The organism is Streptomyces sp. NBC_00873 (genome assembly GCF_045207415.1).
Classification (GTDB): Bacteria; Actinomycetota; Actinomycetes; order Streptomycetales; family Streptomycetaceae; genus Streptomyces.
The window spans coordinates 9,100,101-9,115,511 of sequence record NZ_CP108803.1; the positions used below are offsets into that span (position 1 = coordinate 9,100,101).

The following is a 15,411-nucleotide window of genomic DNA, read 5'->3' on the forward strand; positions in this document are numbered from 1 at the left end:
GAGTGCAGGGATCAATCAGTCGGTGTCTTCGCCCAGATTGCTCAGCGGGGAACCCGCCGAGACAGGTCGGGATCCCAAGCCGTCGCACGTCGCTGAGGTGAGGTCCTTGAACAGCTTCCCGGGCTCGCCCAAGCCCTGGAGAAACAGGACTTCGAGGCGCTGGCAGACAAGTGCGATCTCTCGGTTTGGTGTCGGTGGTGGTGAGAGTCGGTGGTGTGGTGTTTCGGTGCTGGTCAGTGGGGATGTGAGCTGCTGTTGGTTTGCTGTCTGAAGCGAGTGGTGGCGTGCGGGCACCGCTACATCATCTGGCGGAACAAGCACACCGCCGATATTCGCTTGCGCACCCTCGTCACGCGGGTCAACGTCGCTTGACACCCGACGAAGGCAGAGAAGATGACCATGCAGACCCAGCACGTCGACCACGAACTCATCCAGGCCGCGGCTCACGTGGCTCGCACTCGCTGCCGGGGCGACAACCACACCATGGCAGCCGCAGCCCGCGCCCAGGACGGCCGGATCGTCACCGCGGTGAACGCCTTCCACTTCACGGGAGGCCCCTGCGCTGAGCTGGTACTCATCGGCGCGGCAGCCGCACAGGGTGCCTACGAGTTGCACACAATCGTCGCCGTGGGCGACCGCGACCGAGGTGTTGTTCCCCCGTGCGGCCGGTGCCGTCAGGTCCTTCTTGACTACTTCCCCGCCCTCAAGGTCATCGTCGGCGAAGACGACCGCATCCGAACCGTCCTTATCACCGACTTGCTGCCCGAAAGCTACATCTGGGCCGACCACCAACTCGAGGCCGAGTAAACCGCTCCACTCAGCATGGGCTGATACCGGCAGCCGACAACAGGCATCATGCACCTGACGATCGCGATCGTTCGCAGCGGCCCTCCGGTCCCGTCTCCCGCCGCACACCCCGCCCCGGCCACTATGAAGCGTGGGCCAGCAGTGAAGGTAGCTGGGAGCGACGCCACGCTGGTGGCCTGCCATTCGGAGAGGGAACAGGCCGCCGCGTCCGCCGATATGGCAAACGCACGTTCGCCTGCGTCACGCCGCGGTGAACCATGCCTCAGCGAGCGAAGGCAGCGTTCCTTCGGCGGGTACGTGCAATTCCCGCATGTACCAGGGGAGGTTGCTGTAGACGTGTAGCAACGTGTACGCGAGCAGTTCGGTCGGTTCGAAGATGTGGCCATACGACTTGGCGAGCCGGGCCAGCAGTTCCGGATCACCTCGGGTGACGAACAAGCCGACACCAACGAAGTCGTATGCGCGGTCACCGATCATGGCCGGTTCGAAGTCAAAGAGTCCGGTCAGGCGCCACCCGTCGGGATCAACGAGGAAGTGCTGCTGCATGACCTCGGTGTGCAGCAGGGAACGGTGTGGGGCGCGTGACAGGGGGACCGAGGCGAGGAACTCCGGGATCTGCTCCAGCCAGCCGGCCGGCAGTCCGTGTGCGCGCTGCTGTTCCACGGTGCCTTCACGCCGGCGGTCCAGGAAGGCGCCCCAGTCTCCAGGACCGAGGACGTCCTCGAGGGGACCGGGATCAAGAGAGTGAAGAACTGCGAGGGCCTCTCCGATCTCGGCGACGAGCCGTTCACGGTGGGCCTGCGGTATGCGGTCCCAGGCGTGGGCCAGGTTTTCGCCGCGGAGCCGGGACATCAGGACGAACTGCCAACCGTTCTCGTACGGGCCGAACTCGCGCACCTGCGGCGTCGTTATTGGTAGCCGCCCCTGGAGATAGGACAGAACACGGCCTTCAGCGACGCCGTCCTGTGCAGCGGCTCCGGGGAATAGCTTGAGGACATGCTCGTCGCCCACCGCGTATACCGGCTGCGACCCGTCCGGGAAGCGAGTCAGCGGTGCGTCGGCAAGACCGACGCGTGCACAAAGGGCCTCCACTCCAGGCCGCATCACCGTCTCGTCAGGAACGACCGCATCCCACTGTTCGTCTGTTTCCACCGGAGGCAGCATGATCAAGACCGTAAGCCGCCCTTTGCCAGTAGGCAACGGAGTTTCGCGGCCCTCACGCCCGAGACCGTTCGACCGGGCTCGTGACCTGTCGGACAGGACCTAGCCTCGCGGTTTCGGTTGGGGCGGGGTCAGTTGGTGGCCAGTAATGCGAAAGAGCCTTCTGGGCTGCAATGCCGGTGACTTACCGCGTTTCCGCAGTTCAGGTGCTTGCCGGTGGTGGATTCGGAGCGAAATATCCCCGGGCAGTGTTGCGGGGTTCGTCACTTCTCGTGATGTACCTGCGAAGGCCGGGACGCGGCAACGGAGCACGCTGCAGCCACGATGTGACACCGCCCGCAGCGAGAGCACCGACCTGGCGTGAAGCCGGTGGACGAGGAACCACGGACACGCTGCTGATCCTGACGGACGCGGGCAACCTCGTCGGTCTGTCTGGCCTTGTGCCGGGCCGCTTCACCGGCCCGCGGTGAGGGTGTCCAGGAGGGCGGCGGTGAACTCCTTGGGTTTGTCGATGTGTACGGCGTGGCCGGCGTCGGGGATGGCAGTTTCGCGGACGTGTCCGCCCGCGGCGGCGTAGTGATCGAGTGCGTGGCGGGTCTGGGCGAGCATCGGTTGGGCAGGGCAGTGGTAGGCGCCGGGCCAGCCGGGTACGGCGCCGAGTGCACCGAGGTGGGCGAGGTCGAAGAGCGAGGTGTCGGAGACGATGAGATCGTCGGTGCCGCGGATCCAGCCGATGGGCGGTTTGAGGTCGATCCGGTGCAGGTCGTCAATACGGAAGTGGGTGGGGGCCATGGCGTTGAGGACACCTCGGGGGCCGGGGGCGGTGCCGGGCCAATGGTCGCTGGGACGGGTGTCGCCGGGGTAGTGGTCTTCTCCGGTGCGGGTGGAGAGCATGGCGTCGACGAAGGCGTCCTCGAGTGCGGGGCGCAGCGGCGGTCTTACATAGCTGGAGGCAAGGACAGCGCGGGGGGACAGTGGTGAGTCCTCGCTGCGGTCGCCTTCGGTGAGGCGCCGGACGAATTCGGGGTTGACGGTGCCGGCGCCGGAGCCGGCGCCGTCGTGGTGGTTGAGTCGGCCGTCGGGGCCGTGGGTGCCGCCGAAGCCGTAGGGGGAGACGGGGTTGACGAGGGTGAGGCTGCGGACGGCGGTGGGGTGATCGCGGAGGTGCTGGAGGGCGATGCCGCCGCCCATGCTCCAGCCGACGAGGTGGACGCGGTCGAGGGCGAGGGTGTCGCGTAGGGCGGTGAGGTCGTCGCTGTAGTCCCGGAGGCCGTGGGTGGCGTCGATGGGAAGGGGGTCGGTGCCGCCGAAGCCGCGGAGGTCGACGGCGAGGGGGCGGTAGGCCTGGGGCAGGTCGAGCATGGCCTGCTGCCAGAAGGTGGCGGCGGAGACGTTGCCGTGGACGAAGAGGACGGGTTCGCCGGTCCGGTCGGGGAGTTCGAGGAGGTTGAGGGTGAGCCGGGGGGTGGTGATGAGTCGAGCGTGGATGCCGGGGAGGAGTGCGGGTGCGGTCATGGTCCGTCCTTGGGAGTGGCAGGTCAGCCGAGCCAGGCGGCGATCTGGGCGCAGGCGGAGGAGTTCCAGCCAAGTTGGAGGTGGTTGGCGGTGGCGATGAGGGAGTTGCCGGCAACGTTGGCGATGCCGGTGCGGTCGAGGGCACTGTTGACGAAGACCACGCCGTCGCTGGGGCCGCGGTTCTCGTTGTAGATGCCGAGGACGTTGGGGGATCCGCCGGCGAGGAGGTAGGTGGCGACGGTGCCGGGGATGCCTGCCTTGTGGAGGGGGGTGATCAGGGAGCCGGCGTCGATGGCGGTCTGGATGCCACTGCCGGAGGTGTAGACGCCCTGGCCACCGTGGTAGGTGGTGTACCAGTCTTGTTGGGTCATGTCGATGCCGTAGGCGGTGTCCCAGCGGGCGAGCATCTGGCGCTGTCCGGGATAGGCGTCGTAGCCGCTGGTGGGAGCGAAGGCGAATTCGGGGTGTGCGGTGTAGGTGCCGTAGCAGGTCATGTAGAGGTGGGGCGAGGGGGCGTTGACGCTGCCGCCGCATTGGGGCCAGACGCTGAAGTCGTGGGCCCAGCCATGAGCGTAGGGGTAGTCGTAGCCGCCGTTGGGGCCGCCGAGAGTGATGAGGCGGCGTACGTCTCCGGCGTAGGGACGTCCCCAAGTGGGGTGCAGTGAGGAGACGTAGGCTCGGGTGGACATCTCCCCCTTGCTCCAGCCGACGAGGTCTACCTGGCTGACGCCGAGCCGGTCCTTGATGACGGCGATGGCGTCGCCGACCTGCTGGGCCTGCATCAGGTTGTCGCCCTGCTTATGGGCGAAGTTGATCGCGAAGACGCGGTAGCCGCGGTCGGCGAGGTACTGCATGAGTCCGGTGCTGGGGCAGGAGATGGTGCCGCAGCCGTAGCCACCGGCTTCGCCGGGGTTGGCCCAGGCGCGGTCGGCGTTGTCGTTGGCGCCGTGGACGAGGAGGACGGGGGTCGGGCGACTGCCTCTGTTCCAGCCGGGGGCGGAGTAGAGGAGAAAACGGCCGGAGTAGGGCTGCTTGACGCCGCTGAAGAAGGTGCGTCGCTGGCCGTCCTGGTCGCCACGGCCGTCCGGGGGGTACTGCTCGGAATGAAAACCGCTGGTGGTGTCGAGGTAGCGGTCGACGCGGTCCCAGCCGTTGGCAACGGTGGTGTAGGTGGCTTCGAGGGTGAGATAGGTGGGTGGGGCGGCGTGGGCCGGTGTGGTGGCTGCTCCGAGGCTCAGCAGTGTGAGAAGCAGGCCGAGCAGGGTGCTCGTTATTCTGCGCATCGCGGCTCTCCCGTCCGGGGCGGGCTCGGTGGTCCAGGTCCGCCACGGTAGGGCGGTGCGGGAGACCTCCCCCATGGGGCGGACGGCCATAGATGCGGGTCGGGGGGTGTGCGGTGTCGCCATGCGCTGAGGGACGCGTGGGCTCCCCGGAGAGGGGTTCGGTGATGCGGGGGGCATTTCCGAAGGGTTCACAACTGCTGAGCAAGCACATCGTTTTGGCGAACATGGGCACGATGGGGTGAACGGTTTCACAAGCTGCGGGTATGTCCTGCGGGGTGTGCGTAACGTATTCGGTGCGATCTGGGACGCCGGGTGTGGCGTCAGCAGTCGGGGCCCCCGTGTCACCAGCGAGATGGTTCGGGGCCTCCCCGTCGCCTCTGGCCACACCCATATGGCCAGGTCGTAGGGATTCCGCCCGCCCGGGACGGACCGCATACGGGATATGCGTCGCCGACCGGGACGCGAAAGCGGAGTACCAGTGCGCCCAAGACCGTTCGGGGCGTGCCGGTGAGCCAGGACTCACTCCTGCTCACTGCCCAGGAACGGTGGGGCTGTCCACGCCGACGCGGTGGACGCGGACGAGGTTTCCGGAACCGGCGAAGCCCGGTGGGGAGCCCGACGGTGATGACGACGACGTAGCCCCTGCGGCAGCGGCCGATCAGCGCGAGGCCGCTGCCTGGCTCTACCCGCTCGCGGACTGCCCCTCTCGGAGGGCGTTTTGAGGGTATTTGGCAAGCGGTGCTCGGCCCTGGCGGAGGTTCGTCGACGACCACTTTCACGATGCTGTACCAGGCAGCGCTAGGCGATACTCGTCCCGTGGAGTGGTTCGAGCAGTCTCAGGCGTGGTCGGGCCGTTTCTACGAGGCCGCGCCTACGGCCTTCTTCGCCGGGGTCTTGCTCTGGTAGGGGCAGGCGAGCTGGTGCAGGATCTCCTGCGCAAGCAGATCCTCGGGCCCCTTCAGCGCGTCCGCTAGCTTCTGGTCAACGGGGAACACCATCTCCGCCGCGACGTTGTCCTGCACGATCCGGGCCAAGTTGTCGAGGGCGACGAAGACCGGGTCGGCGGGCAGCTGGGCCGTCGGCAGGTCGATCAGGTGCGAGTCCGCCTTCGCGGGGTCCATGAACTGCTTGACGATAATCGAGTTCTGGTTCAGGGCGGACGTCGTCCAGATCGACAGAACGACGACGTACAGACCGGGCCAGTCCTCCTTGCCGACCTTGCCCCGCCACCGCTTCATGAGATCTTCCACGCCGTCGATCTGCGCCTGGGTCGCATACCTCACGTTGGTACCGATAGCGTCGTTCAGGCCGCCCGTGAAGTTCTCGAACGACTTCATGTCAAAGGAGCCGCGCTGCATGGACTCGTTGATGAACCTGAGCGCGACGTCGAGGATCTGCGTGCTCGACGCTTCCAGCTCCTGCGGCATGTGCGCGTTGTCGAGCTGCTGTCGGGCGGTGGTCAAGGTGGTACCGAAAGCCTGAAGTGGGCTGACCCAGTCGTTCGTTCCGGGCCCCTTGAACGCCACCATGTCCACGTCGTGCTGGTCGAGACAGGCGGAGCTGGGGAGGTTCGGGATCTGGCGGCTCAGGTACGGCGCGATGACCGAGTAGATGCCCAGCGGAGCGTGGGCGATCGACTTGGCCAGCTCGAAGATTTCGGAGACAGGGTGCAACGACTCCTGCTCTCCGTTGTGGATGAGGGTGTACAGGCCACCCCGGTCGTCATTCTGAACGACGATGACCGGGCTGAGATGCTTGATCAACTCGGCCCGGAGCGCGTCGTAATTCTTCTGGGTGTCGGTATCGACCGCGAAGATTGCGTTGCGGGCCTGGAGTTCCAGGGCCGCCGAGTCCGGTCCCGGATCGCCCTCGTCTGCAGATGCGGCCTGAGTGCCGCCGAGAAACGCCATGGCACCGACTGCGGTAGCGGCGCCGAGGAATTTCCTACGCGTGCTCACTTTCCGTCTTCTCCCCGTTCGAGCTTCGATCATTCACTTGCACGAGGTTCGTGATCACAACCCCGGATTTACGCAGTCCGCACATGCCTGCGACAGCCCCGGAGCCACGAACTCACCCGTACGGTCCAGCGACTTCATCGCCGAAACGACACTGCTTACGCCGACCGCGGCACCGACGCCCTCATACGCGCCCGGGACCATCCCGAGCTCGGCGGCCCGTACGCCCTGCGCAGGGCCGCTCCCGCCCACTTCACCCTCGGCCCCCGCCGGGACATCCTCACCGACCGGCAGATGACCCCCCGGACGGCGGGCTATCGCTACGACCACGAGACCTGGACCCACTTTCCCGCTGAACGGACATTGACAAGGTCGAATCCGCCCTCGTGCCGGACAGCATGGTGAGTGCCCTCCGAGGCCGAACTGCGGACGAACCCGACCCATCCGTCGATGGTCGCCTTCCGAAGGAGTCACTCCACGGCTTCCATCACCACCCCGAACTCGTCCTCGTGAACACAGGTGCGAAAGGTGAGCGCCCACGGAACGCTGCCGTCAGGATCCGCCCTATCGACGGCACGGACCAGCAATGCGGTGTCCGCCCCAGCAAGCGAATGGCTCGCCGCACCTCCGCTCGCGCTGCGCCGGGTGGGCGGCCGGTCTGTGCCGCGGGGGTCTGGCGGCCCGCTCGGGTGCGGGTCGTGCTGCCGATCTCCTCGACGAGGGGCAGCAGCCGATGCGGGACCCGTTCGCGCAGGGCCACCTCGGTGCGGGTGCGGACCACGGCCGGGAGCCGGATCACCTGTCGCGCACGCCGGTGCCCGGCTGCTCCAGCAGCAGCCGCAGGATGCGGGTGTCGAGCTCGTCGACGGCCATGGTCCGGTGGCCTCCTCCGGGACAGGGGTGATCACTGGGGACTGTACGGGTCACGAGGCCCGGCTCTCACTCAGGCTCTTGCACTTTTGTGACGACCGTCGAATAATCGACGCATGCTCTGGCGTGATGGTGTCGTCCTCTGTCGGCTGCCGCGTCCGGCACGCCATGCGCCGCCCTCTCCCGAAAGGCCCCTCGATGGCTGTTCCCGACACCGCTGTGTCCTCACCGAGCGCCCTGGCGCGAAAGGCTCGCGCCTTGGACGAGGCGGACCCGCTGCGGTCCTTTCGTGACCGCTTCATCGCTCCCGGGGGCTCCGACCTGGTCGCCTACCTGGACGGAAACTCGCTCGGCCGCCCCGCCCGCGCCGCCGCCGAGCAGATGCAGCGCTTCATCACCGAGCAGTGGGCCGGGCGCCTGATCCGCGGCTGGACGGACGGTTGGCTCGACTGGCCGCAGACCGTCGGCGACCGCCTGGCCGCCGCAGCGCTGGGCGCCGCGCCCGGTCAGACGGTCGTCGCGGATTCGACGACCGTCATGCTCTACAAGTTGGCGCGGGCAGCGCTGATGGCCCGCCCTGGCCGCCGCGAGATCGTCCTGGACACCGACAACTTCCCGACCGACCGCTATGTCCTCGAAGGCATAGCCGCGGAGCTCGGCCTTGCCCTGCGGTGGATCGAGACCGATCCGACGGGCGGCATCACCGAGGAGCAGGTCTCGGAGGCGGTCGGAGCGGACACCGCCCTCGTGGTCTTCAGCCATGTGGCCTACCGGTCCGGGTATCTGGCCGACGCCGCCGCGATCACCCGGACCGCACACGCCGCGGGCGCCCTGGCCCTGTGGGACCTCAGCCACTCCGTGGGCTCCGTCCCGCTCCAGCTGGACGCGTGGGGCGTCGATTTCGCCGTCGGCTGCACGTACAAGTACCTGGGCGCCGGTCCGGGCGCGCCCGCGTTCGGGTATGTCAGCCGCCGGCACCACGGAAGCACGCAGCAGCCCGTGTGGGGCTGGATGGGGCGCAAGGACGCGTTCGAGATGGGCCCGGGGTTCGAACCGGCGGAGGGGATCCGGTCGGTGCTCAGCGGCACCCCGCCCATCCTCGCCATGCTGCCGCTGCTGACCGGTCTGGAGATGCTGGAGGAGGTCGGCATCGAGGCCATCCGCGCCAAGTCCGTGCTAATGACCGAGTATGCCCTGGAGCTCGCCGACGCCTGGCTCGTCGACCAGGGCGTCACGGTGTCCTCGCCCCGGGATGCGGACCGGCGGGGCGGCCACATCACCCTGAGCCGGCCCGACTTCCGTGAACTGACCGGGCAGTTGTGGAAGCAGGGGGTGGTGCCCGACTTCCGGGCGCCCGACGGCATCCGGATCGGGCTGGCGCCACTGAGCACGTCCTTCGCCGAGGTGCACCGGGGCATGGCCGTCCTGGCGGAGCTGGCCGGAGCCACGGGCATCGGAGACGCCGAATGACCGCCCCGGCCGATGGGTCCGCCGAGGACGAGCGCGAACTGTCACGGTCTCTGACCCACCGGCACATCACGATGATCGGACTCGGCTCGGCCCTGGGCACCGGCCTGTTCCTGGGATCCGGCTCCGCCATCGCCACGGCGGGCCCGGCCGTGATCCTCTCGTACGCCGCCGGAGCGGCCCTCGTCGGGATCATCGGCCTGGTCCTCGGGGAGATGACGATCGCCCACCCCGTCCGGGGCGCCTTCGGTTCCATCGCCCAGCGCTATCTCGGGCCGTGGGCGGGCTTCCTGACCCGCTGGCTGTACTGGGAGGGGGCCGTCGTCGCGGTCGGTGGTGAAGTCGTGGCCGCCGCCGTCTACATACGCTTCTGGTGGCCGAACGTGCCGCTGCTCGCGGCGGTGCTCGCCGTCGCGGCCGTCGTCCTGGGTGTGAACCTCATCAGCGTGAGGTCGTTCGGCGTCGCGGAGTTCTGGTTCTCCACGATCAAGGTCACCGCACTCATCGTGTTCATCGCGTCGGGTGTCCTGCTGGTCTTCTTCGGCATGCCGCACACCCCGGCCGTGGGTCTCGGGAACCTGACGCGGGACGGGGGCTTCTTCCCTGCGGGCGGCAGCGCTGTGTGGGTCGCCATGGCCGTGGTCATGTTCGCCTTCGCCGGATTCGAGACCACATTCATCTCGGCGGCGGAGACCTCGGACCCCGGCCGGTCCATCCGGACGGCCATGCGCTCGCTGGTCTGGCGGCTCGGACTCTTCTACGTGGTGGCGATCTCCCTGGTGGTCACGCTGCTGCCGTGGCGGGAGTCCGCCGGGGGCGACGGCAGCGTCCAGGCCAGTCCCTTCGTCCGGGTGTTCGCCGACATGGGGATACCCGCGGCCGCCTCGCTCACCAACGCGGTGGTCCTGATCGCGGCGATCTCAGCCGCCAATGCCAATCTCTACGGCGCCAGTCGCCTGCTGCACTCCCTGGGGCACGACCGGCTTGCCCCGGCCGCGCTGGGCCGGCTCAACCGGCGGGGTGTCCCGGTCTTCGCCCTCATCGGATCGGCCTGCGGGATCGCCGTGGCCGCCGGGCTGGCCGCCTACGGCGTCAGCAACGTCCTGAGCGTGCTCGTGTCGATCGCGATCTTCGCGATTCTTCTCGTCTGGCTGCTGATCCTCGCCTCGTATCTCGCCTTCACGCGCGGACGCGGGCACGCGTCGGCGGACGGGCGCGGAGGCCGGGTGCCCGGCGGCCGTCGCACCGCCTGGGCCGGCATCGCAGGGGTGCTGGCGGTCATGGCAACGGCGGCTGTCGTCCCGGCGATGCGTCAGGCTGCGGTCATCGGCCTGGGCTTCACGCTGGTGCTCCTGGCCGTCTACGCCGTGGTGATCCGGCGGCGCACCGCACCGTCAGCCGTCGAGGAAGAACCCGTCACCGTGTGACCTTCGCGGTCCCGCCGACTGTCCGGGACGGGGCGGTCAGCGGGACCGCACCCGTTCCACATGGCGGCGGGCCGGTCCGGCCAGCCGGGCGTGCAACTCGTCGAATACTTCCGACGCTTCGGTGCCGCTCCACTTGGCGGGCAGCAGTTCCCGGGCCACGCCGGGATCGAGGTAGACCAGCCGGCGCCAGTCGGTGAGCACCCTGATGTGGGCCGTGAAGGCCTCGGCGTCCGTCGCCGGGCCGCCCTGGGCCAGGAGTTCGGTCACCGGGCGGTGGACGGCGAGGAACTGGAGGTAGAGGTCCTGCAGCCGCTCGGTGTCCCACCAGCGGCGCACCTTCGTGGGCAGGTCCGGGGTCACGGCGAGGTAGTCGGCCCGGAAGAGGTCCGCGTAGGACCGCAGTTCCAGCCGGGCGAGCACGTCCTCCACCTCGTCGTGGACATGACCGGGTGCGATCCACACGCCGGGGGAGGCGGCGCCGAAGCCGAGCCGGGTGAGCTGGGTGCGCAGGGTGTGCCGCTTGGCCCGCTCGGACTCCGGCACCGAGAACACCACCAGCACCCAGCCCTCGTCCAAGGTGGCCCGCCGGGCCGAGAAGATGCGCTGATCGCCGTCGCGCAGCATGCGCCGCGCCTGGTCGGAGAGCCGGTATCCGGCGGCTGCGGCCATCGCTTCGGACTCGAGCATCCCCGCGCGCTTGAGACGTGACACGGAGGAGCGCACGGCGGACTCGTCGACACCGAGGTCGGCCAGCAGGTGGACCAGGGAGGCCACCGACATCCAGCCGTCCGTGGCGCGTGAGTACAGTCCGTAGATCGTCACGATCAACTGCCGGGGTGGAATCTGCCCCGCCGGTCCCCAGTCCCCATCGGACTCATGTCCGCTCGCTGTCGCCATGACGTCATCCTAGGACACCGTCACACCGCTGGGACTTCCGTCACGAGAGCGGCATGGGCGGGCGGCGCACCCGTGGTGAGCCGTCCGCCCAGGGAGCGATCAGGACTGGGCCGCACCGTCGCCCGGCGCCGATGTCCGGGACGTCCAGGGGCCGGTGAGAGGAGCGTCGCCGGACGGTTCCTCGGTGCGTACGAGAGGCTGCTGGGGCGTGGTGTCGTGGTGCAGCCGGAAGACGTCGAAGCGGTTGTAGTGGCCGACGATGTCGTGCATCTGCTTGGGCTGGATGCAGCGGGCCAGGTCGATCTCGGCGTACACGATGCCTTCCTCGTCCACGAGCGGTTCGGTGACCGGACGGCCGTCGGGGCCGAAGACGCCGGACAGGGCGCTGCGGGGGCGTCGCATTGCCTGGGCGATCTCCGGGTCGTGGCCGGCCGCGACCTCGACCATCTCCTCGGTGATCGTCGAGCAGGCCACGATCGAGAAGAGCTTGCCCTCGAAGGAGTGGGCCGCGGTGCGGATGGCGATGGCCTCGGACATGTCGTAGTCGGCGGGTGCGACCGGCAGCGAGATGTAGTTGGAGACGTGGATGAGTTCGCCCTGGGCGAGGAGCGAGAAGCGGGCGAGGGTGTTGGTGTTCTCGCCGCAGGCCAGCACGCCGAGCGGGCCGAGGGGCGTGTGGTGCACCCGCACCGAACTCCCGTCGCCGCCCGTCCAGGTGAGCTTCTCCGCCCAGGTGGGGACGAGCTTGCGGTGAACGCCCAGAAGCGCGCCGTCCGGGCCGATGACGAGCACGCTGTTGTAGAGCACACCCAGGCTGTGGGCCCCGCGCTCGTTCACGCCGATGACGACCGTGGTGCCCGTCGCCGCAGCGGCGGCACGCAGGGTGTCCACGTGGGGGCCGGGTACGTCGATCGCCGAGCGGTAGAGCCTCTCGTACCAGGGGGAGCCCTGGACCGGGTTCATGGTCCAGTTCCAGTAGGGGTAGCCGGGGACGAAGACCTCGGGGAAGGCGATGAGCCGGGCGCCGTGGCCGGCGGCCTCGTGGATGAGCGCGACGGCCTTGTCGACGGTCGCGGTGGCATCGAGGTAGACGGGGGCCGTCTGGACGGCCGCCGCGGTGAAGCGGGGGAAGTCCTCCAGGTGTCGCATGCTCAGACGATCCTTTCCTGACGAGCCGGGCGCCAGCGGTGGTGGATGTCGGGCATGGCGGCCGGGCGCAGGGTCAGCGCCGGGCGTTGCCTGCTGCCGTCCGGGGGCGGGGTGCTGCCCGCGCGAAGGACCCGGGGCCAGTAGGCGGCCGGGCCCCGGTGACCGAGTGCGGCGGCCGCGTGCAGCGTCCACGCCGGGTCGCGGAGCTGGGCACGGCCGAGCGCCACCAGGTCCGAACGACCCGCGAGAATCGTGGAGTTGGCGTCGTCATACGTGGAGTAGCCGCCGACCGCGATCACCGGCACCCCGGCCTGGGCGCGCAGGCGGGCCGCGAACGGCGTCTGGTACGTACGCCCGTACGCGGGACGCTCCCAGGGCACGACCTCGCCGGTGGAGACGTCGATCGCGTCCGCGCCCCGGGCATGCAGGGCGGCCGCGACGGCGACCGAGTCCTCGATCGTCGTGCCGCCCTCGGCCCAGTCGACGGCGGAGATCCGCACGATCAGCGGCTTGTGGGCCGGCCATGCGGCGCGCACCCGGTCCAGGACCCCCAGCGGGAAGCGGAGCCTGCCCGGCAGGTCGCCTCCGTAGGCATCCGTGCGGCGGTTGGTGAGCGGGGACAGGAAGGAGGAGAGCAGGAAGCCGTGGCCCGCCTGGAGTTCCAGCACGTCGAAGCCCGAAGCGTCGGCGCGCCGGGCCGCGTCCGCGAACTCCTCTGCGATCAAGCCGAGTTCGTCCTCTTCGAGCGCGTGCGGCGCGGGGTGGTCGCCCCAGGCCAGCGCCGAGGGCGCGACGGTGCGCCAGCCGCCCTCGGACAGGGAAGCACCCAGTGAGCCGCGCGTGGGGACGCTCGTCGCGCCCTTGCGCCCGCTGTGGCTGAGCTGGACGCCGACAGCGCTGCCGCTGTGCGCATGCACCAGGTCGGTGATCCGCCGCCAGCCGGGTATCTGTGCGTCGTCCCACAGCCCCGGGCAGAGCGGGGTCACTCGGCCCGCGGGGCTGACCGCCGTCATTCCGGCGAACACCAGGCCCGCCCCGCCGAAGGCCGCGCCGCCCAGGTGCACCAGCTCGGTGTCGCCGACCACGCCCTCACCGGTCGCCGTGTAGGTGGCGACGGGCGCGGCCACGACGCGATTACGCAGCTCCAGCGAGCCCAGCCGATACGGCTGGAACAGCGGGGGCGCCGCCCGCTCCCCGCCGAACCAGCGCTCCACCCCTGCCGCGTACTGCGGATCGCGGGCCCGCAGATTGTCGTGCGAGACCCGGCGGCTGCGGGTGAGCAGATTGAACGCGAACTGCTCCGGCTCCTGTCCGACCGCGTGCCGGATCGTCTCGAACCACTCCAGGCTGGCCTGCGCCGCGCGCTGCGTGGACTCGACGACGGGCCTGCGCCCGCGCTCGTACCGGTCGAGGGCCGCCGCCAGGTCGCCGGGCTCGGCCTCCAGGCTCGTGGCGAGCGCGAGCGCGTCCTCCATGGCCAGCTTGGTGCCGGAGCCGATGGAGAAGTGCGCGGTGTGCGCGGCGTCGCCGAGCAGCACGATGTTGCCGTGCCGCCAGGTGCGATTGTGCACCGTCGTGAACTGCAGCCACTTGGAGTTGTTGGTCAGCAGCCGGTACCCGTCGAGGTGGTCTGCCAGCAGTTCGGCGCAGCCCGCGACGCTCGCGTGGTCGCTCTCGCCGGGGCCGTACCGACGTGCTGCCGACCGGTCGAAGCCGGCCTTGCGCCAGGTGTCCTCCGGCATCTCGACGATGAAGGTGGACCGGTCGGTGCCGAATGGGTAGGCGTGCACCTGGAGCGGGCCGTGCTCGGACTCGGCGACGATGAAGGTGAACGCCTCCAGCGCCCGGTCGGTGGCGAGCCACATGTAGCGGCAGCCGTGCACGTCCAGCGAGGGCTGGAACACGTCGGCGTGCTTGGCACGGATCGCGGAGTTGACCCCGTCGGCGGCGATCACCAGGTCGTACGCGCGCGACAGCTCGTCGGCGGGCGGGGCCTGGGTACGAAAGCGCAGGTCGACGCCGAGTTCGGTGCAGCGCCGTTGCAGGATCTGCAGCAGCCGTTTGCGGGCGATGGCGGCGAAGCCGTGCCCCCCGGAGGTCTGCACGCTGCCCCGGTAGTGGATATCGATGTCGCTCCAGCGCGCGAACTCGGCCTCCATCCCGGCGAAGACGGCCGGGTCGGCGCCCGCGATGCCGTCGAGTGTCTCGTCGGAGAAGACGACGCCGAAGCCGAAGGTGTCATCCGGGGCGTTGCGCTCCCAGACGGTGATCTCGCGGGTCGGGTCGAGCTGCTGGGCGAGGGCGGCGAAGTACAGACCGGCAGGGCCCCCGCCGATGATCGCGATGCGCGTCATGCGATCGCCCCCGGGGCAGTCGCAGGTGCGCCCTCCCGCGTGTCCCGTTCGCCCTCCAGCGCGTCCCGCACGTCCTGCGGCCAGGGTGTGGCCGCGGGTGAGTCGGGCTCGGCATGGGCGACGACCAGCGTGCCGTCGGCGGCGACACCCTCACGGCCGCGCACCTCGAAGGCATAGGTGAGGGAGGTGCGCCCGAGTCCGACCACGCGCAGCCGGGTGGTCACGGTCTCGCCGAACCACAGCCGGGCACGGTAGTTGACCTCGTGGCGCACCCGCGGGGTGCGCCCGAACAGCCGGTCCAGGCCGTGGTGGCGCAGTAGCTCGGCCTCCGCGGCCTCCACCCAGCGCAGCACCGCGGAGTGGTGCTGATGGCCCGAGGCGTCGGTGTCGTACCACTCGACCCGACGCTCCACGGCCGCCTCGGAAGCCGTACGGGGTGTGGATCCGGGATCCGATGTGTCCATCGCTCTTCCTCCAGCCTCTTGACACCCCGGAAGCTATAGCGTGATGCTGACGACCGTCAAGA

At 69.3% G+C, this 15,411-nt stretch carries 12 protein-coding genes and 1 pseudogene; 3 read left to right on the forward strand and 10 right to left on the reverse strand.

Annotated elements, in window-relative coordinates:
- Nucleotides 1-393 precede the first annotated feature (393 nt).
- Nucleotides 394-807: a cytidine deaminase family protein gene (locus tag OH809_RS42335; RefSeq protein WP_406415559.1), complete on the forward strand. Its 414-nt coding sequence runs from the start codon at nt 394-396 to the stop codon at nt 805-807.
- A 240-nt stretch (nt 808-1,047) separates the two neighbouring features.
- On the opposite strand, the gene OH809_RS42340 is transcribed toward OH809_RS42335, so the two are convergent.
- The 6 genes and pseudogenes from OH809_RS42340 to OH809_RS42365 all read right to left on the reverse strand — a co-directional run bounded on the left by OH809_RS42340 (nt 1,048) and on the right by OH809_RS42365 (nt 7,648).
- A complete protein-coding gene (locus OH809_RS42340; RefSeq protein ID WP_406415557.1) occupies nt 1,048-1,971 on the reverse strand; it encodes a phosphotransferase in 924 nt (307 codons plus the stop codon).
- A 450-nt stretch (nt 1,972-2,421) separates the two neighbouring features.
- Nucleotides 2,422-3,483, reverse strand: coding sequence for an alpha/beta fold hydrolase (locus tag OH809_RS42345; RefSeq protein ID WP_406415555.1), 1,062 nt, complete (start codon nt 3,481-3,483; stop codon nt 2,422-2,424).
- A 23-nt stretch (nt 3,484-3,506) separates the two neighbouring features.
- On the reverse strand, nt 3,507-4,766 hold the full coding sequence (locus tag OH809_RS42350) for an esterase/lipase family protein (protein ID WP_406415553.1): 1,260 nt from the start codon (nt 4,764-4,766) through the stop codon (nt 3,507-3,509).
- A gap of 857 nt (nt 4,767-5,623) precedes the next feature.
- Complete coding sequence (locus OH809_RS42355) at nt 5,624-6,724, reverse strand: hypothetical protein (protein ID WP_406415552.1); 1,101 nt, start codon at nt 6,722-6,724, stop codon at nt 5,624-5,626.
- A gap of 688 nt (nt 6,725-7,412) precedes the next feature.
- Nucleotides 7,413-7,526: pseudogene (locus OH809_RS42360) on the reverse strand (Lrp/AsnC family transcriptional regulator); the annotation flags it as partial.
- Entirely contained in the window at nt 7,517-7,648 is a 132-nt protein-coding gene (locus OH809_RS42365) for a hypothetical protein (RefSeq protein ID WP_406415550.1), read from the reverse strand. The gene OH809_RS42365 and the pseudogene OH809_RS42360, both read right to left, overlap by 10 nt.
- A gap of 141 nt (nt 7,649-7,789) precedes the next feature.
- On the opposite strand from OH809_RS42365, the gene kynU reads away from it, so the two are divergent.
- Entirely contained in the window at nt 7,790-9,061 is a 1,272-nt protein-coding gene (gene kynU, locus OH809_RS42370) for a kynureninase (protein ID WP_406415549.1), read from the forward strand.
- The gene (locus OH809_RS42375; protein WP_406415547.1) at nt 9,058-10,485 is read left to right on the forward strand and encodes an amino acid permease; all 1,428 of its coding nucleotides are present in this window, start codon (nt 9,058-9,060) and stop codon (nt 10,483-10,485) included. Before kynU ends, OH809_RS42375 begins: the two co-directional genes overlap by 4 nt.
- Nucleotides 10,486-10,521: 36 nt before the next feature.
- Here the strand turns inward: OH809_RS42375 and OH809_RS42380 are convergent, their stop codons facing one another.
- From OH809_RS42380 to OH809_RS42395, 4 genes are all read right to left on the reverse strand, one after another.
- Nucleotides 10,522-11,382, reverse strand: a complete 861-nt coding sequence (locus tag OH809_RS42380) for a PaaX family transcriptional regulator C-terminal domain-containing protein (RefSeq protein WP_406415545.1) — start codon at nt 11,380-11,382, stop codon at nt 10,522-10,524.
- Nucleotides 11,383-11,481: 99 nt separating this feature from the next.
- The gene (locus OH809_RS42385; protein ID WP_406415543.1) at nt 11,482-12,531 is read right to left on the reverse strand and encodes a carbon-nitrogen hydrolase family protein; all 1,050 of its coding nucleotides are present in this window, start codon (nt 12,529-12,531) and stop codon (nt 11,482-11,484) included.
- Between the two features lie 2 nt (nt 12,532-12,533).
- A complete protein-coding gene (locus OH809_RS42390; RefSeq protein ID WP_406415541.1) occupies nt 12,534-14,885 on the reverse strand; it encodes an FAD-dependent monooxygenase in 2,352 nt (783 codons plus the stop codon).
- Nucleotides 14,882-15,349, reverse strand: coding sequence for an acyl-CoA thioesterase (locus OH809_RS42395; protein WP_406415539.1), 468 nt, complete (start codon nt 15,347-15,349; stop codon nt 14,882-14,884). The genes OH809_RS42390 and OH809_RS42395 overlap by 4 nt, the downstream gene beginning before the upstream one ends.
- Nucleotides 15,350-15,411 lie beyond the last annotated feature (62 nt).